This window comes from Streptomyces pyxinicus (assembly GCF_024753135.1).
GTDB classification, from domain to species: domain Bacteria; phylum Actinomycetota; class Actinomycetes; order Streptomycetales; family Streptomycetaceae; genus Streptomyces; species Streptomyces pyxinicus.
Window position 1 is genome coordinate 68,069 of record NZ_JANUGP010000002.1, and the last position, 23,873, is coordinate 91,941.

General features: G+C 73.2%; 23 protein-coding genes and 2 tRNA genes. 9 read left to right on the forward strand and 16 right to left on the reverse strand.

The genetic code is table 11. From position 1 onward, the window contains the following. Window positions 1-5 precede the first annotated feature (5 nt). Window positions 6-1,178: a class I SAM-dependent methyltransferase gene (locus tag NX794_RS02825; RefSeq protein WP_258776468.1), complete on the forward strand. Its 1,173-nt coding sequence runs from the start codon at window positions 6-8 to the stop codon at window positions 1,176-1,178. Between the two features lie 416 nt (window positions 1,179-1,594). Here the strand turns inward: NX794_RS02825 and NX794_RS02830 are convergent, their stop codons facing one another. From NX794_RS02830 to tsaB, 6 genes are all read right to left on the reverse strand, one after another. Continuing rightward, window positions 1,595-2,662, reverse strand: a complete 1,068-nt coding sequence (locus NX794_RS02830) for an LCP family protein (RefSeq protein WP_258776469.1) — start codon at window positions 2,660-2,662, stop codon at window positions 1,595-1,597. A gap of 136 nt (window positions 2,663-2,798) precedes the next feature. Next, window positions 2,799-2,871, reverse strand: a tRNA-Arg gene (locus NX794_RS02835). Window positions 2,872-2,945: 74 nt separating this feature from the next. Further along, entirely contained in the window at window positions 2,946-3,203 is a 258-nt protein-coding gene (locus NX794_RS02840; RefSeq protein ID WP_258776470.1) for a hypothetical protein, read from the reverse strand. After that, complete coding sequence (gene tsaD / locus NX794_RS02845) at window positions 3,200-4,309, reverse strand: tRNA (adenosine(37)-N6)-threonylcarbamoyltransferase complex transferase subunit TsaD (RefSeq protein ID WP_258776471.1); 1,110 nt, start codon at window positions 4,307-4,309, stop codon at window positions 3,200-3,202. Before tsaD ends, NX794_RS02840 begins: the two co-directional genes overlap by 4 nt. Next, window positions 4,302-4,775, reverse strand: a complete 474-nt coding sequence (rimI, locus tag NX794_RS02850; RefSeq protein ID WP_258776963.1) for a ribosomal protein S18-alanine N-acetyltransferase — start codon at window positions 4,773-4,775, stop codon at window positions 4,302-4,304. The genes tsaD and rimI overlap by 8 nt, the downstream gene beginning before the upstream one ends. Before the next feature lie 17 nt (window positions 4,776-4,792). Continuing rightward, complete coding sequence (gene tsaB / locus NX794_RS02855) at window positions 4,793-5,449, reverse strand: tRNA (adenosine(37)-N6)-threonylcarbamoyltransferase complex dimerization subunit type 1 TsaB (RefSeq protein ID WP_258776472.1); 657 nt, start codon at window positions 5,447-5,449, stop codon at window positions 4,793-4,795. Between the two features lie 148 nt (window positions 5,450-5,597). Between tsaB and NX794_RS02860 the strand changes: the two genes are divergently transcribed. Further along, a complete protein-coding gene (locus tag NX794_RS02860) occupies window positions 5,598-6,152 on the forward strand; it encodes a hypothetical protein (protein ID WP_258776473.1) in 555 nt (184 codons plus the stop codon). Between the two features lie 23 nt (window positions 6,153-6,175). Here the strand turns inward: NX794_RS02860 and NX794_RS02865 are convergent, their stop codons facing one another. From NX794_RS02865 to NX794_RS02890, 6 genes are all read right to left on the reverse strand, one after another. Further along, complete coding sequence (locus NX794_RS02865; protein WP_258776474.1) at window positions 6,176-6,346, reverse strand: hypothetical protein; 171 nt, start codon at window positions 6,344-6,346, stop codon at window positions 6,176-6,178. 167 nt (window positions 6,347-6,513) lie between these two features. Further along, window positions 6,514-7,044, reverse strand: a complete 531-nt coding sequence (tsaE, locus tag NX794_RS02870) for a tRNA (adenosine(37)-N6)-threonylcarbamoyltransferase complex ATPase subunit type 1 TsaE (RefSeq protein WP_258776475.1) — start codon at window positions 7,042-7,044, stop codon at window positions 6,514-6,516. Next, a complete protein-coding gene (locus tag NX794_RS02875) occupies window positions 7,001-8,263 on the reverse strand; it encodes an alpha/beta fold hydrolase (RefSeq protein WP_258776476.1) in 1,263 nt (420 codons plus the stop codon). The genes tsaE and NX794_RS02875 overlap by 44 nt, the downstream gene beginning before the upstream one ends. Window positions 8,264-8,437: 174 nt before the next feature. Next, window positions 8,438-9,604 carry an alanine racemase gene (alr, locus tag NX794_RS02880; protein WP_258776477.1) on the reverse strand — a complete coding sequence of 389 codons (1,167 nt, stop codon included), beginning with the start codon at window positions 9,602-9,604 and terminating at the stop codon, window positions 8,438-8,440. 351 nt (window positions 9,605-9,955) lie between these two features. After that, a complete protein-coding gene (locus NX794_RS02885) occupies window positions 9,956-11,395 on the reverse strand; it encodes an NAD(P)H-hydrate dehydratase (RefSeq protein ID WP_258776478.1) in 1,440 nt (479 codons plus the stop codon). 100 nt (window positions 11,396-11,495) lie between these two features. Continuing rightward, a complete protein-coding gene (locus NX794_RS02890) occupies window positions 11,496-11,867 on the reverse strand; it encodes a holo-ACP synthase (RefSeq protein WP_258776479.1) in 372 nt (123 codons plus the stop codon). 40 nt (window positions 11,868-11,907) lie between these two features. On the opposite strand from NX794_RS02890, the gene NX794_RS02895 reads away from it, so the two are divergent. Next, window positions 11,908-12,687 (forward strand): SDR family NAD(P)-dependent oxidoreductase, encoded by a 780-nt coding sequence (locus NX794_RS02895; RefSeq protein ID WP_258776480.1) that lies wholly within the window; start codon window positions 11,908-11,910, stop codon window positions 12,685-12,687. A 340-nt stretch (window positions 12,688-13,027) separates the two neighbouring features. Here the strand turns inward: NX794_RS02895 and NX794_RS02900 are convergent, their stop codons facing one another. Continuing rightward, on the reverse strand, window positions 13,028-14,419 hold the full coding sequence (locus NX794_RS02900) for a cystathionine beta-synthase (protein WP_258776481.1): 1,392 nt from the start codon (window positions 14,417-14,419) through the stop codon (window positions 13,028-13,030). A 161-nt stretch (window positions 14,420-14,580) separates the two neighbouring features. Between NX794_RS02900 and NX794_RS02905 the strand changes: the two genes are divergently transcribed. The 3 genes from NX794_RS02905 to NX794_RS02915 all read left to right on the forward strand — a co-directional run bounded on the left by NX794_RS02905 (window position 14,581) and on the right by NX794_RS02915 (window position 18,087). After that, window positions 14,581-15,603 carry an SGNH/GDSL hydrolase family protein gene (locus NX794_RS02905; protein ID WP_258776482.1) on the forward strand — a complete coding sequence of 341 codons (1,023 nt, stop codon included), beginning with the start codon at window positions 14,581-14,583 and terminating at the stop codon, window positions 15,601-15,603. A 193-nt stretch (window positions 15,604-15,796) separates the two neighbouring features. After that, window positions 15,797-17,017 (forward strand): acetyl-CoA C-acetyltransferase, encoded by a 1,221-nt coding sequence (locus NX794_RS02910; protein WP_258776484.1) that lies wholly within the window; start codon window positions 15,797-15,799, stop codon window positions 17,015-17,017. A gap of 287 nt (window positions 17,018-17,304) precedes the next feature. After that, a complete protein-coding gene (locus NX794_RS02915; protein ID WP_258776485.1) occupies window positions 17,305-18,087 on the forward strand; it encodes a hypothetical protein in 783 nt (260 codons plus the stop codon). 18 nt (window positions 18,088-18,105) lie between these two features. On the opposite strand, the gene NX794_RS02920 is transcribed toward NX794_RS02915, so the two are convergent. Further along, window positions 18,106-18,417 carry a hypothetical protein gene (locus NX794_RS02920; RefSeq protein ID WP_258776487.1) on the reverse strand — a complete coding sequence of 104 codons (312 nt, stop codon included), beginning with the start codon at window positions 18,415-18,417 and terminating at the stop codon, window positions 18,106-18,108. A 99-nt stretch (window positions 18,418-18,516) separates the two neighbouring features. On the opposite strand from NX794_RS02920, the gene NX794_RS02925 reads away from it, so the two are divergent. Further along, complete coding sequence (locus NX794_RS02925; protein WP_258776488.1) at window positions 18,517-18,747, forward strand: DUF4287 domain-containing protein; 231 nt, start codon at window positions 18,517-18,519, stop codon at window positions 18,745-18,747. A gap of 118 nt (window positions 18,748-18,865) precedes the next feature. On the opposite strand, the gene NX794_RS02930 is transcribed toward NX794_RS02925, so the two are convergent. Continuing rightward, window positions 18,866-19,726, reverse strand: a complete 861-nt coding sequence (locus tag NX794_RS02930; RefSeq protein WP_258776489.1) for a Bax inhibitor-1/YccA family protein — start codon at window positions 19,724-19,726, stop codon at window positions 18,866-18,868. 307 nt (window positions 19,727-20,033) lie between these two features. Then, window positions 20,034-20,117: transfer RNA gene (locus NX794_RS02935), tRNA-Leu, on the reverse strand. Window positions 20,118-20,509: 392 nt separating this feature from the next. Between NX794_RS02935 and NX794_RS02940 the strand changes: the two genes are divergently transcribed. Continuing rightward, a complete protein-coding gene (locus tag NX794_RS02940) occupies window positions 20,510-21,280 on the forward strand; it encodes an ABC transporter ATP-binding protein (protein ID WP_258776495.1) in 771 nt (256 codons plus the stop codon). Then, on the forward strand, window positions 21,280-23,808 hold the full coding sequence (locus NX794_RS02945) for an ABC transporter permease (protein ID WP_258776497.1): 2,529 nt from the start codon (window positions 21,280-21,282) through the stop codon (window positions 23,806-23,808). Before NX794_RS02940 ends, NX794_RS02945 begins: the two co-directional genes overlap by 1 nt. Window positions 23,809-23,873 lie beyond the last annotated feature (65 nt).

The window sequence follows — 23,873 nt, forward strand, 5'->3', positions numbered from 1 at the left end:
TCCCGGTGAACGACCTCGACCTCCTCCTCACCCCCGAAGGCCGCGCCCTCCTCGACGAGGTGCGCGACACCGCGCCCGCGCGCGAGCTGGCCGTGGCCACCCGGCTGCGTCGCGACCATCCGGCCGAGCTGGTGTCGGCGGCGCTCGGTCAGGCCCGGCTGCGGCAGCGGGCGGCGGCGAAGTTCGGTGCCGAGGACGCCGGGCGGATGTTCTTCACGCCCAACGGGGTCGAGCAGTCGACGCGGAGCAGCGTGGCGGCGTACCGGGCGGGGCGGATGGCGGAGCTGGGCGTGACCTCGGTCGCCGACCTGTGCTGCGGGATCGGCGGGGACGCGATCGCGCTGGCCCGCGCCGGGATCCGGGTGCTCGCCGTGGACCGGGACCCGCTGACGGCGGCGGTGGCGCGGGCCAACGCCGAGGCGCTGGGCCTGGCGGAGCTGATCGAGGTGCGCGAGGCCGACGTCACGGAGGTGGACACCGCCGGGTACGACGCGGTGTTCGTGGACCCGGCCCGGCGCGGCGGACGGGGCCGGATCTTCGACCCGGAGGCCTACTCGCCGCCGCTGTCCTGGGCGGTCGGCGCGGCCCTCGCGGCACCCCGCGCGGCCCTGAAGATCGCCCCGGGCATCCCGCACGAGGCGGTGCCCGCCGAGGCCGAGGCCGAGTGGATCTCCGACGGCGGTGACGTGAAGGAGGCGGTGCTGTGGTTCGGCACCGGCGCGCCGGGCGCCGTCCGGGCCACGCTGCTGCCCGGCCCGCGCCGCCTGCTCGGCCGGGGGCTGCCCGATCCCGCCGCACGGCCGGTGGGGCGGTACCTGTACGAGCCGGACGGTGCCGTGATCCGGGCGCATCTGGTCGCGGAGGTGGCCGAGGAGGTCGAGGGCGGCCTGATCGACCCGACGATCGCCTACGTCACCGCCGATGAACTCCGCCGCACGCCCTACGCCTCCGCCTACGAGATCACCGACCGGCTGCCCTTCAACGTCAAGAAGCTGAAGGCGCTGCTGCGCGAGCGCGAGGTCGGCGTCCTGACCGTCAAGAAGCGGGGCTCCGCCGTCGAACCGGAGGAACTGCGCCGCAAGGTCAGACCGCAGGGCCCGAACGCGGCGACGGTGTTCCTCACCCGGGTCGCCGGCGCACCGACGATGCTGATCGGGGCTCCGGCGACGGCGGGCTGACGCCCCCGCGCCGGCGGAAGCCGGTAGCCGGTAACCGGTCGGCGCCGGGCGGTGGCTGGGGCAGGTCACGGCTGTCCGTCGAGAGACGGCCGGCGGGGGCGCAGGCGGCCGGCGGATGCCCCGCAGCGGGCGGCACCGGGCGGGCTCCGGCGACCGAGGACCGGCGGCTCCGCGCCGCCCGGCGTGCCCTGGCAGGTGCCGCTCCCCTTCGGCGCGGGTCGGTTCCGTCGCCCGCTCCGGCTCGGCCCGCCTCTCTGCCGTGCGGCCGGGACGGGAACGCGGACGGGCGGGAGCGGGGGTGGTCGCGGCGGGCGGGTCGGCGGCCAGGGTGCCGTCCGGCGGCGCGGGCTCTCGGCGGGGCCGCCGGCCCGCGACCTGGCGGACGCGCGGTTCAGTTCGGCCACCGGGGACGAGGCCTACCGCAGCGACGCCCACAGGTCGCCGGCCGCCGGTTCCTTCGCGATCACGCGGTTGGGGTCGGAGGGTGCGGTGACGACCGGCATCATCACCGTCTTCACCCGGTCGGCCGAGAGGTCCCGGAGACTGCGGCCGAGGTCCGTCAGCCCGGTCAGGGAGTCGAGGCCCGTGTCGGTGGTCAGGCTGGCGGTGACCGCGTCGGCGACCCGGTACAGCCGGGTCGGGTCGGTGAGCAGGTCGGTGTCGCCGATGCGCTCCAGCAGCGCCTTGACCAGCTTCTGCTGCAGTCCTATGCGGCCGAGGTCGCTGCCGTCGCCTATACCGTGCCGGGTGCGGGCGAGCGCGAGGGCCTTCTTGCCGTCGAGGTGGTGGGCGCCGGCCTTCAGGTGGAGGTGGCTCCGGTCGTCGTCGATGTCCTGGTCGGTGGTGACGTCGACGCCGCCGAGCGCGTCCACCAGCTTGGCGAAGCCGGAGAAGTCGATCTCGATGTAGTGGTCCATGCGGACGCCGGTGAGCGACTCGACGGTCTTCACCGCGCACACCGGCCCGCCCAGCGAGTAGGCGCTGTTGAACATCGCGCTGTACGCCACCGCCGTCGAGCCGCCCGAGGCGAGCGGGCAGGACGGGCGGGTGACGAGGGTGTCGCGCGGGATGCTGACGACGGTGGCCGTGGTGCGGCCCGCGTCGACGTGCACCACCATCGCCGTGTCGGAGCGGGCGCCCGAACTGTCCCCGCCGCCGAGCGCCTTGTTGGCCTTGCCGCTGCGCGAGTCGGAGCCCAGGACCAGGATGTTCAGGGCGCCGGTCGGCAGCGGGGCGGCGGACGCGGTCGGGCTCGGCACCGCGCGGGCGGGCCGGTTGTCGCCGAGCGCGCTGTCGATGTCGACGCTGTGGATGTTGTCGTTGAGATGCCAGTACGCCCAGCTCGCGCCGGCCGCGCACAGCACCAGGGCACCGGCCAGGGCGATACCGGCGATCTTCAGCGTCCTCGATCGCCGCACCGGCCGTCCGCCGGCGTCGACTTGCTCCTCGTGTCGCGTCACGGCAGGAACATAAGTCCGAATCATCAGGGACTTGTCAGCGGAAGCGGTGCGAGTCGGTTTTCTTGGGGAATTCTCATCCGGAACCGTCGTTTGCCGTGCGCGCCGGGGAGGGCCCCGAAACGACGAATCCCGCCCCCGGAGACCGGGGGCGGGATTCGAGTGGAGCGCCGGGCAGGCCTTGCACCTGCATCTCCCCGCAGGAAGCGGGACGTCTTTCCTTGGACCACCAACGCACTGCGTCCGGGCCGGTGTTCCGGCCGTTCGCTGTGTGATGATCATAGCCCATGCGGGGCGGGTACGCGCAAGTTCAGTGCTCCGGCAGCGCCTCGAAGCGCCACCGGTGCACCGCCCGGGTCACCAACTCGGCATCCGGCTCGGGGAGTTCGGGGAGGTCGGCGTCGTACGGCGCGTCCCACCAGGTGATCACCAGCACCCGGTCCTGCGGCGCCCGCAGGACGTCCCGCCGCAACGGCTCGTCGGCGAGCGGCTGTTGCCGTACCCAGGCGAGCAGGTCCGCGCCGCGGCCCTCGACGGCGCGGGCCTCCCACATCAGCGCGACCGTCACGAGTACAGGTTCTCCTTGCTGACCTCGTGCACATGATCGTGGTCATGGCTGTGGCCGTGACCGCGTCCGGGGACGTGCGGGTCGGTCACCGGCAGGGACGAGTCAGCCGACAGGTCCCAGTCGGAGGCGGCGCGGTTGCGGGCGACCATCTCGGCACCGAGCGCGGCCACCATGGCGCCGTTGTCCGTGCACAGCTTGGGGCGCGGCACGCGCAGCCGGATGCCGGCCGCCTCGCAGCGCTCCTGGGCGAGGGCGCGCAGCCGGGAGTTGGCGGCCACGCCGCCGCCGATCATCAGGTGGTCGACGCCCTGGTCCTTGCAGGCCCGGACGGCCTTGCGGGTCAGCACGTCGACCACGGCCTCCTGGAAGGACGCGGCCACGTCCCGCACCGGCACCTCCTCGCCGGCCGCCCGCCTGGCCTCGATCCAGCGGGCCACGGCGGTCTTCAGACCGGAGAAGGAGAAGTCGTACGCCGGGTCGCGCGGGCCGGTCAGACCGCGCGGGAAGCTGATTGCCGCCGGGTCGCCCTCGCGCGCGTACCGGTCGATGACCGGGCCGCCGGGGAAGCCCAGGTTCAGCACCCGGGCGATCTTGTCGAAGGCCTCGCCGGCCGCGTCGTCGATGGTCGCGCCCATCGGACGGACGTCGGAGGTGATGTCCGCCGACAGCAGCAGCGAGGAGTGGCCGCCGGACACCAGCAGCGCCATCGTCGGCTCGGGCAGCGGGCCGTGCTCCAGTTGGTCCACGCAGATGTGGGAGGCGAGGTGGTTGACGCCGTACAGGGGCTTGCCGAGGGCGTAGGCGTACGACTTCGCGGCCGAGACGCCGACCAGCAGGGCGCCCGCGAGGCCGGGGCCCGCGGTGACCGCGATGCCGTCGAGGTCGCGCGCCGAGACGCCCGCCTCCTTCAGCGCGCGGTCGATGGTCGGGACCATGGCCTCCAGGTGCGCGCGGGACGCCACCTCCGGGACGACGCCGCCGAAGCGGGCGTGCTCGTCCACGCTGGAGGCGATGGCGTCGGCCAGCAGGGTGGTGCCGCGCACGATGCCGACGCCGGTCTCGTCGCAGGAGGTCTCGATGCCGAGGACGAGCGGTTCGTCAGCCATTGATCTCGGTTCCTTGTACGGATGATGAGGGGTCGGTGAGGCGCATGACCAGGGCGTCGACGTTGCCCGGCTGGTAGTAGCCGCGCCGGAAGCCGATGGGCTCGAAGCCGAAGCGCTCGTAGAGCTTCTGGGCGCGGATGTTGTCGACCCGGCACTCCAGCAGCACCTCGCGGGCCTCGAAGGCGGTCGCCGCGCCCAGCAGCTCGGTCAGCAGCCGGCCGCCGAGGCCGGTGCCCTGCTGGTCCCGGGCGACGGCGATGGTCTGCACGTCGGCCTGGTCACCGGAGGCGACGAGGCCCGCGTAGCCCACGACCCGGCCGCCGGACTCGGCGACCAGGTAGCGCCGGCTGGCCTCGGCGCCGCGGGCGTGGGCCAGCTCGGACCAGAACATGCCCCGCGACCAGGCGTCCTCGGGGAACAGGTCCCGCTCCAGCTCCAGGACCGGGTCGATGTCCCACCAGCGCATCTCACGCAGTCGTGCGGTCACTTCGGCGTGACCACCTTGTAGTTCTTGGGCACCTGGGCATCCGGGCGGCGCAGGTACAGCGGCCGGGGCGCGGGCAGTTCCTCGCCCGCGGCCAGCCGCTCGGCGGCCAGGGCGGCGAGGGCGGCGGCCGACACGTGCTCCGGCTCGTGGGCGCTCGGGAAGGTGTCCGGGTAGAGCAGGGCGCCGGCTCCGACGGCCGGGAGCCCGGCGACCCGCTCGGCGATGTCCGCGGGGCGGTCCACGGCGGGGTCGGTGAGGCGGGTGCGGGAGTCGGCGTAGGTGGCCCAGTAGACCTCCTTGCGCCGGGCGTCGGTCGCGACGACGAAGGGGCCCTCGGCGATGTCGGCGGCGTAGGCGAGGCCGTCCAGGGTGCACAGGCCGTGCACCGGGACGCCGAGGGCGAGGCCGAAGGTGTCGGCGGTCATCAGGCCGACCCGCAGACCGGTGTAGGGGCCGGGGCCGATGCCGACGACGACGCCGGTGACCGCCTCCAGCTTCAGTCCGGCCTCGGCGAGGACCCGGTCGACGGCCGGCAGCAGCAGCTCTCCGTGCCGGCGCGCGTCCACCTGGCTCGACGAGGCGATGACGTCCGTACCGTCGTGCAGGGCGACGGTGACGGCGGGCGTTGCGGTATCCAGAGCGAGCAAGAGCACGCGAACAGCCTACGGCGCCCGCGCCGCCCGCATCGCCGTACCGGCCGGGCGGTCACCGGCTGCTACGGTCTGTACGAAGTACGACATATCAGTACGACATATCGCGCGGGGCGATCGCGCGGGACATCCGGGACAGAGGAGGGCGCAGGTGGCAGGGACCAGCTCGGGAATCGTGGCCGGCCTCACCGCCGCCGCCGTCGGAGCGGTCGGCTTCCTCGCCTTCCAGGCCCGGGCGACCGTCCCGGCGGGGCTGGGCGGCAAGCCGTCGGCCAGTGCGTCGGCCGCCTCCAAGGCGCCCCGGGACCGGCGCAATCCCACCGCTCTGCCGCACGGTTCCGGCACGGGAGAACGGGTCGTGTACTCGCTGGACGACGACCGGGTCTGGCTGGTGTCCGCGCGCGACCGGGTGCAGCGCACCTTCCGGGTACGGCCCGGCAACCTGGACCCGCTGCCGGGCACCTACTGGGTGTCGTCCCGCTCGAACGCGGTCACCGGCTCCGACGGGGTGCCGATCGAGCACGTCGTGCGGTTCACCACCACCGCGGACGGCATCGCGATCGGCTTCAGCGCGGCGGTCGGCGACGGCTCACCGGTGGCCGCCGACCCGGGCGTGAAGACGGGCGGCATCCGCGAGAGCCGATCGGACGGCGACGCGATGTGGTTGTTCGCGACGATCGGGGTGCCGGTGGTGGTGATCCGCTAGGCACTGTCGCCGGCCGCCTCCGCCTATGCGGCCGCGCGCTGCTGGGGGGCCGGTTCGGTTGCCGTGCGTGGCCGGGGTTCGGGGGCCCGCGGCGGCAGGGAGACGGCGGCGGCAGCGGCGCACGCCGCCAGCAGGTCTCGCATCGACGGCGCGGCCGGGCGGCGGAGCTCTTCCCGGGAATCGGCAGCACTCATGAACGCCTCCTGAAGTGCGGGGGCGGCGAAGTTAGGTTCACCTAACCAGGCTCTGACCTCCATGTCACCATGCCGGGCCCGTCCGGCGCAATATCGTGCCGACGGCTTGTCGGAAAAACGCGGGCTGGGCCGGGGCGGAGGCCAGGCCGGCAGTCCCGGGGGGGGGTTCAGCCCGTCAGGTCGGTCAAGGAGGGGAGGTCCGCTGTGGACCAGCGGGAACCCAGGCCTGTCAGGGTGACGTGGCGGAGTTCGTCCGTGGTGTCGCCCACCGCGCGGTGGATGGTGATCTGGAGGCGGTCGTCGGTGAGCTCCTCGACCTTGCCCTCGCCCCACTCCACGACGATCACGGAGTCGGGCAGCGAGACGTCCAGGTCCAGGTCCTCCATCTCGTCCAGGCCGCCGCCGAGCCGGTAGGCGTCCACGTGGACCAGGGGCGGGCCGTCGCCGAGGGAGGGGTGCACCCGGGCGATGACGAAGGTGGGGGACGTGACCGCGCCGCGCACGTTCAGGCCCTCGCCGAGGCCCCGGGTCAGTGTCGTCTTGCCCGCGCCCAGCTCCCCGGAGAGCATCACCAGGTCGCCCGCGCGCAGCAGCCCGGCCAGCCGCCGGCCCAGCTCGCGCATCCGCTCGGGCGAGGTGATCGTCAGACGCGTCTCAACGGGGTCCTGCGCTGTCACTGGTGCTGCCGGATGTTCCATAGCCACTTACGGTAGCCCCTGCCGGCACCGCGCCCGCGCGGGTGAGCAGGTCGGCGAGGCGGTCGGTGACCACTTCCGGGTGCTCCAGCATCACCAGGTGCCCGGCGTCCGGCACCAGCACCAGCTCGGCCTCCGGCAGCAGGTCGGCGATGGCCTCGCTGTGCTCGCTCGGCGTCACCAGGTCCCGCACCCCGGCCAGCACCAGCACCGGCATGTCCCGGAAGCAGGGCAGCGCCTCGGTCTTGTCGTGGTCGGTGAAGGCCGGATAGAACTCGGCGACCACGTCGATCGGCGTGGACTCGATCATCCGCTCCGCGAACCGCTCTATGGCCGGGTCCACGTCCCGCCCCGCGAACGAGTACCGCTTGATGATCCCGGCGAACAGGTCGGCGGTGGCCCGGCGCCCCTTCTCCACCAGCTCGGCCTGCTGTCCGAGCGCCCTGAGCACCCCCGGCAGGATCCGGCGCACCGCGTTGACCCCGGCCACCGGCAACCCGAAGTTGACCTCGCCGAGCCGCCCGGACGAGGTGCCGACGAACGCGGCGGCGACGACCCGGTCCCGGATCAGCTCCGGGTACTGGGCGGCCAGCGCCATCATCGTCATCCCGCCCATGGAGTGCCCGACCAGGACGACGGGCCCCTCCGGTACGGCGGCGTCCAGTACGGCCTTCAGATCGCGGCCGAGCTGGTCGATGGTGAGCGGCACCCGGTCCCGGCTCTGGGCCACGCCCCGCCCGGAGCGGCCGTGGCTGCGCTGGTCCCAGTGCACGGTCCGCACGACCCCGCGCAGGGCGGCCCGCTGGAAGTGCCAGGAGTCCTGGCCGAGGCAGTAGCCGTGGCAGAAGACGACGGTGACGGGGGCGGGCGCCTTGCGGCCGAAGAGCCGTCGCCGGCGCGGGGAGACCTGGGCGCCGGTGTCCGGTTCGGTCTCGTCCACCTCGTAGTACAGCTCGGTGCCGTCGTCGGCGTACGCCTTGCCCGGGGTGCCGCGCAGGGTGCCGTAGGGGCCGGCCGCGTCCAGCGCCAGCCGGGCCTTGCGGCGCACCCCGCGCCCCACCGTCATGCGCTCGACGGCGACGCCGGCCGCCGCGCCGGCGGCCAGCACGCCTATCGCGGCACCGGCGATACCGGTGGCCCGGCGCCAGGCCCCGGCCGCCTCCGCGGCGGAGGTGGCGGAGGCGACGACGCCCGCCACGGCCTCCGCGCTGCTCTCGCTCACGTACCGCTCCTCTTCGCCTTACTGCAGTTCGCTGGGTGGGCTGAATCCGGGTGAGTCCGGAGGAACTCAGGTGCTACCGGGTGGTGCCGGGTCGTGCCGTTGCGGCCGGGGCGGGTGCCGGACGGACACGGGTATGGCGCGCGTCGGCGGCCGGTTACCCGTGATCGCGTCCGTTCACCCGGCTTCTTCCTCGTTGACGTGGACGCGGGGCACCCGGGTTCCGATGCGCGTGACGATCTCGTACGCGATGGTGCCGCAGGCCCCCGCCCAGTCCTCGGCGGTGGGCTCACCGCGGTCGCCGGGCCCGAACAGGACGGCCTCGGTGCCGACCGGGAGTTCGTCGCCGCCGAGGTCGACCACGAACTGGTCCATGGCGACGCGTCCGGCGACCGTACGCCACTTGCCGCCGATCAGCACCGGGCCGGTGCCGGAGGCGTGTCGCGGGATGCCGTCCGCGTAGCCGACCGGCACCAGGCCGAGGGTGGTCTCGCCGGGGGTGACGTAGTGGTGGCCGTAGCTGACGCCGTGTCCGCCCGGCACCTGCTTGACCTGCGCCAGCGAGGCGCTCAGCGTCATCACCGGGCGCAGCCCGAAGTCGGCCGGGGTGCCCAGTTCGGGGCTGGGCGAGATGCCGTACATCGCGATGCCGGTGCGGACCAGGTCGAAGTGGGTCTCGGGCAGGGTGAGCGTGGCCGGGGAGTTGGCGATGTGCCGTACCTCGGGGCGCACTCCCCGCTCCTCGGCGTAGGCGACCAGGTCCCGGAACAGGTCGAGCTGGGCGGCGATGGAGGGGTGGCCGGGCTCGTCGGCGCAGGCGAAGTGGGACCAGAGGCCGGTGATCCGGACCAGCCCCTCGGCCTGCGCGCGCAGGGACTCGGCGACCAGTTCGGGCCAGTCGGCGGGCTGGCAGCCGTTGCGGCCGAGGCCGGTGTCGGCCTTGAGGTGAACGCGTGCGGTGCGGCCGGCGGCGCGGGCCGCACCGACGGCCTCGCGCAGCGCCCACACGCCGCTCAGGGAGACGTCGATGTCGGCCTCGATCGCCTGCCGCCAGGGGCCGCCCGGTACCCACAGCCAGCACAGCAGCCGTCCCGGCAGGCCGGCCGCGCGCAGCGCGAGGGCCTCCTCGGGCGTGGCCGTGCCGAGCCAGGTCGCCCCGGCGGCGCGGGCCGCGCGGGCGCACGGTACCGCCCCGTGGCCGTAGGCGTCGGACTTGACTACGGCCATCAGGGCCGCGCCTCGTGCACGGGCGCGGAGGGCATGCACGTTGGCGCGCAGTGCGGCCAGGTCGATCTCGGCGCGGGCGCGCAGGGGGGCGGTCGGCACAGTTGAAGTCTCACTCATGGCGCCCTCAGTCTCTCAGAGGCCGGTACGGGGGCCTCCGGCTGCCGGGCGGGAGAGGTTCCGTTGTTATACGGCTGCGGGCACGCCGTGGCTGGTCGCGCAGTTCCCCGCGCCCCCAGGGAACTGCCGTGCCGTCGGCTTCCACGGCAAGGTCCCCCGGGGCGGCCGGGCAGCCCCCCGCGTCCACGATGACACGGAACCCCGGCCCACCGAGGGTGGCGGGTGGGTCCGTCGTCATGCGGCCGCGAGCACGCCGTGGCCGGGCGCGCAGTTCCCCGCGCCCCTGGGGAACTGCCGTGCCGTCGGCTTCCACGGCTGGGGTTGCGCGAGTGCCCCGCCGGGGTGCGCCGCTCACTCGCACACGTCTTGCCAAGCCTGCGGGATGTGGGCCGCGATGTCGTGGGCGCCGGTTGGGGCGCCGTGTGCTGCGAAGCGGCCCGCGAGGCCGTGGAGGTAGGCGCCCGCGCTGCCCGCGTCCAGTGCGGACAGGCCGGCTGCCAGCAGGGAGCCGGCGAGGCCCGACAGCACGTCGCCGCTGCCGGCCGTGGCCAGCCAGGAGGTGCCGGTCGGGTTGACCCGGACCGGGCCGCCCGCGCTGTCCGCGACCAGCGTCGTCGAGCCCTTGAGCAGCACCGTCGCCCGGTACGCCGCCGCCAGTTCCCGCACCGCCGCCAGCCGGGCCCCCTGGACCTCCTCGCGGGCCACCCCCAACAGCGCGGCGGCCTCGCCCGCGTGAGGTGTCATCAGGGTCGGCGCCGTCCGCCCCCGTACCGTGTCCCGCTCGGCCAGCCGCAGGCCGTCCGCGTCCAGCAGCACCGGCACGTCCGAGGCGAGCACCTCCGCGACGGTCGCCGCGTCCTCCCCCGCGCCCGGACCCGTCACCCAGGCCTGCACCCGCCCCGCCTTGGCCGGCCCGGCGTCGGACACGAGCGTCTCCGGGAAGCGGGCGAGGACCGTGTCCCCGGCCGGACCGACGTACCGCACGGCACCCGCGCCGCCGCGCAGCGCGCCGGAGACGGCCAGCACGGCGGCGCCCGGATAGCGCGCCGACCCGGCGGCGATCCCGACCACACCCCGCCGGTACTTGTCGCTCTCGGCCGCCGGCACCGGCAGCAGCCGCGCCACCTCCGCGTGCTGCAGGGCCTCCAGCTCGCCCTCGGCGGCCAGTTCGAGCCCGATGTCCACGAGCCGGACCACCCCGGCGTACTCCCGCGCGGGATCGACCAGCAGGCCGGGCTTGTACGTGCCGAAGGTGACCGTCAGGTCCGCCCGCACCGCCGCCCCGCGCACCTCACCGGTGTCCGCCTCGACCCCGCTGGGCAGGTCGACCGCGACCACGGCGGCCCGGGACCGCCCGGCGACGGCCGCGAGCCGCTCGGCGTCCGGCCGCAGCCCGCCCGTGCCGCCGATCCCGACGACGCCGTCCACCACGAGGTCGGCCCGCTCGATCAGCTCCTCGGCGGTGCCGGCCGTGCCGTCGGCGGCCACCGTACCGCCGGCCCGGCGCAGAGCCGCCAGGCCCCCGGCGTGGGCCCGGTCGGGGGCGAGCAGGACGGCCGTCACCCCGGCGCCTCTGCGGGCCAGCCGCGCGCCGGCGTACAGGGCGTCCCCGCCGTTGTCCCCGCTGCCCACCAGCAGCACCACCCGGGCGCCGTACACCCGGCCGAGCAGCTCGGCGCAGGCGGCGGCGAGTCCGGCGGACGCGCGCTGCATCAGCGCGCCCTCCGGAAGCCGTGCCATCAGTGTCCGTTCCGCCGCCCGGACCGTCTCCACGCTGTACGCAGTTCGCATGGCTTCGAGTCTGCCCCGGACCCCCCGCCCGTCACATCCGGGGACTCACCCCGACGTCACCCCGAGCTCCCGTCGAGCGCGCCCCCCACCCGACCCTGACTCACCCCTCGGCCACCACCACCGCCGAGGCCACCCCCGCGTCATGGCTCAGCGACACGTGCCAGGACCGCACCCCCAGCTCCGCCGCCCGCGCGGCCACCGACCCGCGCACCCGCAGCCGGGGCCGTCCGCTGTCCTCGACGTACACCTCCGCGTCGGTCCACAGCAGCCCGGGCGGCGCGCCCAGCGCCTTGGCCAGCGCCTCCTTGGCCGCGAAGCGGGCCGCGAGCGAGGCGATCCCGCGCCGCTCGCCGCTGGGCAGCAGCAGCTCCCGCGTCACGAACAACCGGTCCGCCAGCCCCGGCGTCCGCTCCAGCGACGCCCGGAACCGATCGATCTCGGCCACGTCGATCCCGACTCCGATGATGCTCATGGGCCGCAGCCTACGGTTCGGGGCGATCTAGGCTCCCGGCATGACTTCAGGTGCCTATCTCTCCGGGTTGTTCGCGCTGGACGGCCGGGTCGCCGTCGTCACCGGCGGCAGTTCCGGCATCGGCCGGGCCGTCGCCGGGGCGCTCGCCCGGGTGGGGGCGCGGGTGGTGGTCGTGGCCCGGGGAGAGGAGCGACTTGTCGAAACGGTGGAGGAGTTGCGGGGCGCGGGGTGTGAAGCGGCCTGGGTGAGCGGGGATCTGGGCAGCCGGGGCGGGGTGCGCGCGGTGGCCGAGGCGGCGGCCGGGGTGTTCGGGGAGCCGGACATCCTCGTCAACTGCGCCGGGATCAACCTCCGTCCGCCGCTGGGCGAGCTGGGCGAGGACGTGTGGGACGCGACCATGGCCGTGAACCTGGAGGCGCCGTTCCTGCTGGGGCAGCGGTTCGGGCCGGGGATGGCCGAGCGCGGCTACGGCCGGATCATCCACGTCACCTCCCAGCAGGCGCACCGGGCGTTCGTGAGCAGCGGCGCGCACGGCGTCTCGAAGGGGGCGCTGGAGTCGCTGGCCCGCTCGCAGGCCGAGGCGTGGTCGCGGCACGGGGTCACCTGCAACACGCTGGTGCCGGGGTTCGTGATGACGCCGCTGAACGCGCGCCTGTCGTCCGACCCGGGGCGGGTGGCGGCGCTGGCCGCGCGGACCATGGTGGGCCGCAACGGGCTGGCGGAGGACTTCGCGGGCGCGGCGGTGTTCCTGGCGGGCCCCGCGTCGGCGTACGTCACCGGGCAGTCGGTGTTCGTGGACGGCGGTTTCTCCGTCCACTGACGCGACACGGCAGGAGGGGGTTGCGCGGGGACCGCCGCACCCCCGTTGCCGGGGGGCGGGACGACGGCGGTCCCCGCGAGGGACGCGGGCCGGGTCAGGGCCGGGCTTGCGCGTCCGTGGCGTCCAGGGAGGTCCGGGAGCCGCTCCGGAGGTCCTTGACGCCGTTCGGCGCCGGCCTGGCGGGGAGCCGCTCCCGCCCTGCCGACACCCACCAATCTGCCGGACGCGTGTTAAGCCTGTGCTGCGCGCACGTGACACCCTCGTACCAGTTGCGCGGCGACCCGATCGGCCGGGGTCACCGGGTGTTCGCCGAGGTCACGGGCGGTTCACCGGGCGTTCGCTAGCGGTTGCCGCCCTTGGCCAGGAAGGCCAGCAGGTCCTGCCGGCTGACGACGCCGGTCGGCTTGCCGTCGACCAGCACGATCGCGGCGTCCGCGGCGCCGAGCACCTGCATCAGGTCGGCCACCGGCTCACCGGAGCCGACCTGGGGCAGCGGGGCGCACATGTGCTTCTCCAGCGGGTCCTCCAGGGAGGCGCGCTGGCTGAACAGCGCGTCCAGCAGCTCGCGTTCCACGACCGAGCCGACGACCTCGGCGGCCATCACGTCCGGGTGGCCGGCGCCGGGCTTGACGACGGGCATCTGCGAGACGCCGTACTCGCGCAGCACCTCGATGGCCTGGCCGACGGTCTCCTCGGGGTGCATGTGCACCAGGGACGGGATGGAGCCGCCCGCCTTGTGGCTGAGGACGTCGCCGACGCGGGCGCTGGGGCCCTCGTCCTCCAGGAAGCCGTAGTCGGCCATCCACTCGTCGTTGAAGATCTTGCTGAGGTAGCCGCGGCCGCTGTCGGGCAGCAGCACGACCACGACGTCGTCGGGGCCGAGGCGCTCGGCGACCCGCAGCGCGGCGACGACGGCCATGCCGCAGGAGCCGCCCACCAGCAGGCCCTCCTCCTTGGCCAGGCGGCGGGTCATCTGGAAGGCGTCCTTGTCGGAGACGGGCACGATCTCGTCGGCCACGGTCCGGTCGTAGGCGCTCGGCCAGAAGTCCTCGCCGACGCCCTCGATCAGGTACGGCCGGCCGGAGCCGCCGGAGTAGACCGAGCCCTCGGGGTCGGCGCCGATGACCTTCACGGCGCCGTCGGAGGCGTCCTTCAGATAGCGGCCGGTGCCGGAGATGGTGCCGCCGGTGCCGACGCCCGCCACGAAGTGGGTGATCTTCCCCTCGGTCTGCTCCCACAGCTCGGGACCGGTGGAGTGGTAGTGGGAGAGCGGGTTGTTGGGGTTGGAGTACTGGTCGGGCTTCCACGCGCCCGGGGTCTCACGGACGAGGCGGTCGGAGACGTTGTAGTACGAGTCCGGGTGTTCGGGGTCCACGGCGGTCGGGCAGACGACGACCTCGGCGCCGTACGCGCGCAGCACGTTGATCTTGTCGGTGCTCACCTTGTCGGGGCACACGAAGATGCACTTGTACCCCTTCTGCTGGGCCACGATGGCCAGCCCGACGCCGGTGTTCCCACTGGTCGGCTCGACGATCGTGCCGCCGGGCTTCAGCTCCCCGCTCTGCTCGGCGGCCTCGATCATGCGCAGGGCGATGCGGTCCTTCACGGAACCGCCCGGGTTGAAGTACTCCACCTTGGCCAGGACGGTGGCCTGGATGCCCGTGGTCACGTTGTTGAGCCTCACCAGCGGGGTGTTGCCGACGAGGCTGATCATCGAGTCGTGGAATCGCACCGTTGTCTCCGGTTGCTTGCAAAAAACAGTGGTCGTAGTGGTCCCGCCAGCCTACGGCCCCCGGGTGACGGGGGAAGGTCGTTCACTCCCCGTCGAGATTGACGCACGGTCCGTACGGGGCAAGGAGTGGGTGTACGGCTACGAGGAGGTGGCGGCGACGCATGACGAGCATGTCGAGGGCGCGAGTGGCCCGGCGCATCGCGGCCGGAGCGGCGTACGGCGGTGGCGGGGCCGGACTGGTCGGGGCCGCCGCGGTCGGGCTGCTGCTGGCGGAGCTGCGGCTGGCCCGCCGCCGGGTGGGCAATGGCGGCGGGGGCGGCCGGGTGCCGGGGGCCGACGGGGTGTACGGCCACGCGTACGACGTCCCCGGTGAGCACCCGCTCCGGCTGACCGTCCTGGGCGACTCCACGGCCGCCGGGCAGGGTGTGCACCGGGCGGGCCAGACCCCGGGCGCGCTGCTGGCGTCGGGGCTCGCGGCGGTGGCGGAGCGGCCGGTGGAGCTGCGGAACGTGGCGCTGCCCGGTGCCCGCTCGGACGACCTGGACCGCCAGGTGGCGCGGGTGCTGGCGGGGGCGGACCCGGCCCCCGACATCTGCGTGATCATGATCGGCGCGAACGACGTGACCCACCGGATGCCCCCGACCCGCTCGGTACGGCACCTGTCGGCGGCGGTACGGCGGCTGCGGACGGCCGGCGCGGAGGTGGTGGTCGGCACGTGCCCGGATCTCGGCACCATCGAGCCGGTGTGGCAGCCGCTGCGCTGGCTGGCCCGGCGGGCGTCCCGGCAGCTGGCGGCGGCGCAGACGATCGGGGTGGTGGAGCAGGGGGGTCGCACGGTGTCGCTGGGCGACCTGCTGGGCCCGGAGTTCGAGGCGAACCCGCGCGAGCTGTTCGGTCCTGACAACTACCACCCCTCGGCGGAGGGCTACGCCACGGCGGCGATGGCCGTCCTGCCCACCCTCTGCGCGGCCCTCGGCCTGTGGCCGGCGGAGGAGGAGCGCCCGGATCTGACCCGTCGCGAGGGCTTCCTGCCGGTGGCCCGGGCGGCCGCCGAGGCGGCCTCGGAGGCCGGCACCGAGGTCGCGGCGGCCATGCCCGCCGGCCCCCGGGGCCCCTGGGCCCTCCTCAAGCGCCGGCGGCGGCGCCGGGTGCCGGAGGCGGAGCCGGCCACCCGGTCCCTGTGACCCTCCCCCCGGCCCCACGGTCGCTGTGACCGCCCCCGGCCAGCCGCTCCGGGTGGCCGGGCGCCCCCCTGGAGGCAAGCAAGCGCTTAGACAACTGCGGTGAGTGTCACACCGCGACACCGGTGACCCGGACCATACGTGCGGGTAACTTCCGAACCGGCCCTGCCCGCAGAACCGTCCACTGGAGCCCGTGATGCCCGAAGCCGTCATCGTCTCGACCGCCCGCTCCCCCATCGGCCGAGCCGTCAAGGGCTCCCTGAAGGACCTCCGCCCCGACGACCTGACGGCCACGATCATCCAGGCCGCCCTCGCCAAGGTCCCCGAGCTGGACCCGCGGGACATCGACGACCTGATGCTCGGCTGCGGCCTGCCCGGCGGGGAGCAGGGACACAACCTCGGCCGTGTCGTCGCCGTGCAGATGGGCATGGACCACCTGCCGGGCTGCACCGTCACCCGGTACTGCTCCTCCTCCCTCCAGACCTCCCGCATGGCCCTGCACGCCATCAAGGCCGGCGAGGGCGACGTCTTCATCTCGGCCGGTGTCGAGACCGTCTCCCGCTTCGGCAAGGGCAGCTCCGACGGCCTCCCCGACACCCACAACCCGCTGTTCGCCGAGGCCGAGGCCCGCACCGCCGCCGTGGCCGGCTCCGAGGGCTCGACCTGGCACGACCCGCGCGAGGACGGCCTGCTCCCCGACCCCTACATCGCGATGGGCCAGACCGCCGAGAACCTGGCCCGCCTCAAGGGCGTCACCCGGCAGGACATGGACGAGTTCGGCGTCCGCTCGCAGAACCTCGCCGAGCAGGCCATCAAGAACGGCTTCTGGGAGCGCGAGATCACCCCGGTCACCCTCCCCGACGGCACGGTCGTCAGCAAGGACGACGGCCCCCGCGCCGGCGTCACCCTGGAGGGCGTCTCCGGCCTCAAGCCCGTCTTCCGCCCCGACGGCCTGGTCACCGCCGGCAACTGCTGCCCCCTCAACGACGGCGCCGCCGCGCTCGTCATCATGAGCGACACCAAGGCCCGCGAGCTGGGCCTGACCCCGCTCGCCCGCATCGTCTCCACCGGCGTCTCCGGCCTGTCCCCCGAGATCATGGGCCTCGGCCCGGTCGAGGCGAGCAAGCAGGCACTGCGCCGCGCCGGCCTGACCATCGACGACATCGACCTGGTCGAGATCAACGAGGCCTTCGCCGCCCAGGTGATCCCCTCCTACCGCGACCTCGGCATCGACCTGGACAAGCTGAACGTGAACGGCGGCGCCATCGCCGTCGGCCACCCCTTCGGCATGACCGGCGCCCGCATCACCGGCACGCTGATCAACTCCCTCCAGTGGCACGACAAGCAGTTCGGTCTGGAGACCATGTGCGTCGGCGGCGGCCAGGGCATGGCCATGGTCATCGAGCGCCTCAGCTGACCGCGCCCGCCTGACACACCGTCCGTAGCGTTTCGGACACTTTGCGTCGGACAAAGACCCGGAACCCCGCCATCCCCGGGGTTTCGGGTCTTTCCGTGATCGAATCTCCCCCAGGATGTGACCTATCTCCCTCGCGGGAGGCATCTGCCCAGGTCAGCGCCCACGCCCCCGGAACCCCGCGACCAAAGTCCTGTCCGTTTCGTGATGTTACGCACTGACAGATGGTTAGTCCGCCCTTCAAGCTGATGTAGGAAGTCGGGGGTCGACTTTGAACCGGGAGTACGTCAGTGAGCGCCATGCCGATCGCCCTGCTGCTCACCACGGCCGCCACGGGCGCCGTGGGCGTCGCCGTCCTGCGCACCGTCCTCAAGCTGCGCCGGCAGATCGCGGAGCTGCACACCCAACTCGCCGAGAACGACGCCGCCACCGCGCGCGCCCTGCTGCCGCACGCCCGCGGCACAGCCGACACCGAGCGGATACGCGCGGCCGTCGCCGAGGCGCTGGCGGAGGAGCGGGAGCGGGAGCTGGCCGAGGCGCGCGCCTTCTGGGCCGCCCAGGAGAGCCGTGACACCGCCGACGCGCCGACGCTGCTGGGGCTGTCGGACGCCGAGCTGTTCCTGCCGCGGCAGAGCGACTTCGTGGGCCTGGAGCCGGTGTCCGAGCCGAGTGCCGACGCCGACGAGTTCGCCGGGGACTCCCCGGAGCTGGCCGCGGCCCGCCGCCGGCACCCCTCGCACCCGGACTTCGTGCCGGCGCAGCCGTCCGCCGTCAACGACCACGAGCGCACGGTGACCACCCTGGAGCAGCTGGCCGCCGGGCAGGTCCGGCTCTCCGACGTCCGCCCGGGCCCGCTCGGCACCCTCGACGTCTACGTCTTCGCCGACGGCACCACGCTGTGCATGACGCCGGGTCACCGGGAGACGGCCGAGCGGCTCGCGGCGGCCCTGGAGACGGGCGAGACGCCCTACCTGCTCGGCGGCTCGGGCGTCTCCGGCGCCTACACCCTCACCTTCGCCTGCGGCGAGGACACGGTCTACATCCTGGCCGACCGCGTCATCGCCTCGCTGTAGCCGCAGCCCGCCCCCGCCTCACACGCCGGCGCGCTGCCGGGCCTCCTCCACCCGGCGCACCGCCTCGGCCACCTGGTCCTCGCTGTCCAGCACCAGCGCCAAGTCGTGCGCCGCGACCAGGATTTGGTCGGCCGCCGCGAACATCCCCGCCTCGGGCATCTCCCGGGGCTCGCTCCCCGGCTCCTCGACGCCCTGCGTCCACCGGGCGAACTCCCGGGCCAGGGCCAGTGCCTCGGCCGCCGCGCCGCGCTGGAGCCGGCTCTGCGGGGCCGCCCGCAGCCGGTCGGCGAAGTGATCCACTGCTTGGGTCAAGGGAGTCGTATCCACCACGCGCCGAGCGTAACGTGCCGCACTGTTGCCAATACGCGAACGCTCAGGCACGGTGACGTGAAGGACCGGCTCACATCCCCTTTGCGTTCGGAGGCGCCGATGTCCCAAGTCTTCTCCGCCGAGACCCATCGCAACATGCTCGCCCGCATCCCCCAGTGCACCGGTCGTGAGGTCGCCGACTGGCTGCGCACCGTCGACGAAGGCCCGGCTCTCTTCCGCTTCGAGGAGAAGGTCAGCTGGCTCCGCCACGAGTACGACCTCGCGTACGGCCACGCGAAGGCGCTCGTGCACGAGTACGACCTGCGGCGGGCGGCACGCAAGCTGCTCTGACCGCGCGTCCTGGACGCCGGACGCGGCGCGGTGCGCAGTACGCGGCAGGGCCCCGGGTCGCTCACCCGGGGCCCTGTCTGACGACCGGTGCGGACACTGGTCGCTACTGCTGCGGACGCTAGTCGTTACTGCTGAAGATCGCGACCAGCCGCAGCATCTCCACGTAGATCCACACCAGGGTCATGGTGAGGCCGAACGCGGCGAGCCAGGACTCGTTGCGCGGCGCGCCGTAGGCGATGCCATCCTCGATCTGCTTGAAGTCGAGGGTCAGGAAGAACGCGCCGAGCAGGATGGCGATGATGCCGACCAGCGCGCCGAGCGGGCCGAAGCTGCGCAGGCCGCCGTCCTCGGCGACACCGAAGGCGACCAGCAACAGGTTGACCACCATGACGGCGACGAACGCCATCGCGATGGTGAGGCCGATGCGGGCGTAGCGGGCGGTGACGCGGATCCAGCCGGCCTTGTAGACCAGCAGGGTGGCGCCGGAGACCGCCATGGTGCCGAGCACCGCCTGGAAGGGGGCGCCGCTCCAGCGGCTGTTGTACATCTCGCTGAGAACACCGAGGAAGACGCCCTCGAAGGCGGCGTACCCGAGGATCAGGGCGGGCGACGGGGTGCGCTTGAAGCTCTGCACCATGGCCAGCACGAACGCGATCAGCGCGGAGCCGATCGCCAGTCCGTAGCTCGTCGTCGACACCGGCAGCAGCGCCCACGCGAGGACGGCGCCGACGGCGACCGTGCCGAGCGTGAGGGCCGAACGCGTGACGACGTCGTCCATGGTCATCCGGTCGGTGGTGACCGGTGTCTGCGGCGGGGCGCCCGCCTGCACGCCCTGCTGGGCGTACGGGTTCTGGGCGTAGGGGTTCTGCGCGTAGGGGTTGCCCTGGGCGGACCCGGCCTGCGGCGCGGTGCCGAAGCCGGCGTAGCCGTTGTCGCGGCTGAACCCCCGTCGCGAGAAGACCGGGTTGCTGCTCCTCATTTCACTCCTCCATGGCCACCCTGCGCGGCCTTGGCTCAAGAGTAATGGATTGGCAAAAGAACGTCTCTCATGCCTGGGGAGGATCTTCCCCGCACCGTGCTGATCAACACGCTAGCCCGACGGCTGATTCCCGACCATGCCGGAGCCGACTCCGTGACGAATCCGCAGCACAACGGTGTCAGGTCCGGCGGAAGCGGGCACGAGGGGTGATGTGGCCGTCGGAGCGGCCGAGGAAGGCGGGGAAACCTTTCGGCTGACCGGGGGGCGCTTCCCGGGACCCTGCCCGGAAGACGGCAGGCGTGGGAAGTGCCCGGAGCCGGACTTGAACCGGCACGCCCGCGAAGGGGCAGCGAGGTTTAAGCTCGCCGTGTCTGCATTCCACCATCCGGGCAGGCCATGGGCTCCGCTGCGAGTGATCCGAGCCTATCGGGAGGCATCCCCCGAACAGGTGTCGGGCGGACCGATGTTGTCTTATTTTATTGGCGTCTGAGGGTGCATCAGCCCATGGAACAGGCCATCCGCACTTGCCAGTAGCGTGACCCGGCGCAACCGTGGCCGTACGGGGAATGACGGAATTTCACCTACTGAACGAGGTCATCCCACCTGTTCTGACCACGTCCGGCGTCAGGGGCGCCTGTCCTCCCCAGGTATGACACGGACCCACTCCGTCCGACCGGAGTCGCCCCCGGGAACGAGAGCTGCGACTGACTCGCCGCGCTCTCCCGGCAGAGACGATGGAGCGGTCCCCACGAACCGATGTCGTCCCGACAGGAGCACGCCCCCGTGACCACCACACCCACCGCCGGCCGGACCACCGCCGTGGCCGCTCGCGCCACGGAGCTGTCGAAGATCTACGGGCAGGGTGAGACCCGGGTGGTCGCCCTGGACCGGGTCTCCGTCGACTTCCGGCAGGCCGAGTTCACCGCGATCATGGGCCCCTCCGGCTCCGGCAAGTCCACGCTGATGCACTGCGTGGCCGGACTGGACACCTTCTCCTCGGGCTCCGCGCGCATCGGCGACACCGAGCTGGGCGCCCTGAAGGACAAGCAGCTCACCAAGTTGCGCCGGGACAAGATCGGCTTCATCTTCCAGGCCTTCAACCTGCTCCCCACCCTGACCGCGCTGGAGAACATCACCCTGCCGATGGACATCGCCGGGCGGAAGCCGGACAAGGCGTGGCTGGATCGCGTGATCGAGATGCTGGGCCTGTCCGGGCGGCTCAGCCACCGGCCCGCCCAGCTCTCCGGCGGTCAGCAGCAGCGCGTGGCCGTCGCCCGCGCCCTCGCCTCCCAGCCCGAGATCATCTTCGGTGACGAGCCGACCGGAAACCTCGACTCGCGCTCCGGCGCCGAGGTCCTCGGCTTCCTGCGCAACTCGGTGCGCGAACTGGGCCAGACCGTCGTCATGGTGACCCACGACCCGGTCGCCGCCGCCTACGCCGACCGCGTCGTCTTCCTCGCCGACGGGCGGATCGTGGACGAGATACTCGCCCCCACGGCCGACTCCGTCCTCGACCTGATGAAGCAGTTCGACGCGAAGGGCCGGACCAGCTGATGTTCCGCACCGCCCTGCGCAACGTCCTCGCGCACAAGGCCCGGCTCCTGATGACCGTGCTCGCCGTCATGCTCGGCGTCGCCTTCGTCTCCGGGACGCTGGTCTTCACCAACACCATCTCCGACGCCTACCAGAAGAGTTCGGCCAAGGGCTTCGACCACGTCGACGTCGCCGTCACGGCCGCGTACCAGGACGCCGAGGGCAACAAGGTCGGCAAGTACGCCGAGCTGACCCCGGCGCTGCTCGCCAAGGCCGCCAAGGTGCCCGGCGCCGCCTCCGCCACCGGTGTCGTCAGCGGCTTCACCGCCGTCGCCGACAAGGACGGCAAGCTGGCCGGCGGCGACTGGCAGTCCAGCGGCGGCAACTACTGGGGCACCAGGGACGCCCGCTACCCGCTGGTCTCCGGGCACGCCCCGCACGGCAAGGGCGAGGTGCTGCTCGACGCGAAGACGGCCGAGCGCGCCGGCTACCGGGTCGGCGACACCGTACGGCTGTCCGTCGACGGTCCCGTCCTGACCCCGAAGGTCGTCGGCATCTTCACCACCGACGACGGCAACGTCGCCGCGGGCGGCAGCCTCGCCCTGTTCGACACCCCGACCGCGCAGGCCCTGTTCGACAAGAAGGGCACCTACGACGAGATCGACGTCCAGGCGGCGGCCGGAACCAGCCAGTCGGCGCTCAAGGCCGCGGTCGACAAGGCGCTGCCGTCCTCTCTGGTGGAGACCACCACCGGTCAGCGGCTCGCCGACGACCAGGCCACGTCGATCGCGGCCTCGATGAGCGGCATGAAGCAACTGCTGCTGACCTTCGCCGGCATCGCCCTGTTCGTCGGCACGTTCATCATCGCCAACACCTTCACCATGCTGGTCGCCCAGCGCACCCGGGAACTGGCCCTGATGCGCGCGGTGGGCGCCTCCCGCCGCCAGGTCACCCGCTCGGTGCTGATCGAGGCGTTCGCGGTCGGCGCGGTCGCCGGTGTGACCGGTCTGGCGGCCGGCATCGGCATCGGCGCGGGCCTGCGCTCGCTGCTCGGCTCCTTCGGCGCGAGCATGCCCGACGGGCCGCTGGTGGTCAGCCCCGGCACGGTGGTGACCGCCCTGGCGGTCGGCACCCTCATCACCGTGCTCGCCGCCTGGCTGCCCGGCCGCCGGGCCGCGAAGATCCCGCCGGTGGCGGCGATGAGCAGCGTGCACGCCAAGGCGACCACCAAGTCGCTGGTGCTGCGCAACACGCTGGGCGCGCTGTTCTCCGCGGCCGGTGTCGCGGTGGTCCTCGCCGGTACGACCATGAACGCCGACTCCGGCCAGGGCGCGATGGGCCTCGGCGCCGCCCTGCTCATCATCGGCGTGTTCATCCTGACCCCGCTGCTGTCCCGCCCGCTGATCGCCGCCGCCGCTCCGCTCCTGCGCGTGTTCGGGGTCTCGGGCAAGCTGGCCCGGCAGAACTCGGTGCGCAACCCGCGCCGTACCGCGGCCACCGCGTCCGCGCTGATGATCGGCCTCACCCTGATCACCGGCATGACCGTGGTGGCGGGCAGCCTCCAGACGTCCATCGACAAGATGGCCAGTGCCGCGATCCGCGCCGACTACGTCGTCTCCATGGCCAACCGCGGTCCGCTCTCCCCCGAGGTGGCGAAGAAGATCGCCGCCGACGACGACGTCACCCTGAGCAGCCCGCTGCGCAACGCCGAGTCCCGCATCGACGGCAAGAGCGACTATCTGACCGGCGTCGACGGCGCGGCCATCGGCAAGCTGACGGACCTGAAGATGGCCAAGGGCTCCTTCACGGTCGGCGGCTCGCGGGTCGTCGTGGACGAGGACCGGGCGAAGGAGTACGGCTGGCAGCCCGGCTCGGAGTTCACCGCGCACTTCGAGGACGGCAAGGCCCGGAAGCTGACGGTCGCCGGGATCTACGAGGGCAACGACCTGATCAGCGGGATCATGCTCGACAACAAGGTGCTGAACCCGCACGTGTCCGACCCGACCGACAGGCAGGTCATGGTCAAGACGGCCGGCGGCGCCTCCGACGCGGTCAAGGACCGGCTGGCGAAGACGCTCGGCACCAACCCGGCGATCAAGATCCAGGACCGGCAGGACATCTCCGACGACATCGCGAAGATGTTCACCCTGATCCTGAACATGGTCTACGGCCTGCTCGGCATGGCGGTGCTCGTCGCGGTGCTCGGCGTCATCAACACCCTGGCGATGTCGGTCTTCGAACGCGCCCAGGAGATCGGCATGCTGCGCGCCATCGGCCTGGACCGCAAGGCGGTCAAGCGCATGGTGCGCCTGGAGTCCCTGGTGATCTCCCTGTTCGGCGGCGTGCTCGGCATCGGTCTGGGCGTGTTCTTCGGCTGGGCGGCCGGTGAGCTGCTCGGCACGAAGATGCCGACCTACGAACTGGTCCTGCCCTGGGGCCGGATGGCGGTCTTCCTGCTGCTCGCCGGGGTGGTCGGCGTCCTGGCGGCGCTGTGGCCGGCCCGGCGCGCGGCCCGGCTGAACATGCTGGCGGCCATCAAGGCCGAGTAGCGCGCGGTCGTACGACGACGCCGGGGCTCCGTGGCGGCACGGGGTCCCGGCGTCGTCGTACCGCG

Coding starts and splice junctions, on each gene's coding strand:
- NX794_RS02945 (WP_258776497.1), top strand. CDS start 21,280: ATGTTCCGCACCGCCCTGCGCAACGTCCTCGCGCACAAGGCCCGGCTC.
- rimI (WP_258776963.1), bottom strand. CDS start 4,775: ATGCGCTGGTGGGACATCGACCCGGTCCTGGAGCTGGAGCGGGACCTG.
- NX794_RS02885 (WP_258776478.1), bottom strand. CDS start 11,395: ATGCGAACTGCGTACAGCGTGGAGACGGTCCGGGCGGCGGAACGGACA.
- NX794_RS02895 (WP_258776480.1), top strand. CDS start 11,908: ATGACTTCAGGTGCCTATCTCTCCGGGTTGTTCGCGCTGGACGGCCGG.
- NX794_RS02890 (WP_258776479.1), bottom strand. CDS start 11,867: ATGAGCATCATCGGAGTCGGGATCGACGTGGCCGAGATCGATCGGTTC.
- NX794_RS02830 (WP_258776469.1), bottom strand. CDS start 2,662: ATGATTCGGACTTATGTTCCTGCCGTGACGCGACACGAGGAGCAAGTC.
- NX794_RS02865 (WP_258776474.1), bottom strand. CDS start 6,346: ATGAGTGCTGCCGATTCCCGGGAAGAGCTCCGCCGCCCGGCCGCGCCG.
- NX794_RS02925 (WP_258776488.1), top strand. CDS start 18,517: ATGTCCCAAGTCTTCTCCGCCGAGACCCATCGCAACATGCTCGCCCGC.
- tsaD (WP_258776471.1), bottom strand. CDS start 4,309: ATGGCTGACGAACCGCTCGTCCTCGGCATCGAGACCTCCTGCGACGAG.
- NX794_RS02910 (WP_258776484.1), top strand. CDS start 15,797: ATGCCCGAAGCCGTCATCGTCTCGACCGCCCGCTCCCCCATCGGCCGA.
- NX794_RS02930 (WP_258776489.1), bottom strand. CDS start 19,726: ATGAGGAGCAGCAACCCGGTCTTCTCGCGACGGGGGTTCAGCCGCGAC.
- alr (WP_258776477.1), bottom strand. CDS start 9,604: ATGAGTGAGACTTCAACTGTGCCGACCGCCCCCCTGCGCGCCCGCGCC.
- NX794_RS02905 (WP_258776482.1), top strand. CDS start 14,581: ATGACGAGCATGTCGAGGGCGCGAGTGGCCCGGCGCATCGCGGCCGGA.
- tsaE (WP_258776475.1), bottom strand. CDS start 7,044: ATGGAACATCCGGCAGCACCAGTGACAGCGCAGGACCCCGTTGAGACG.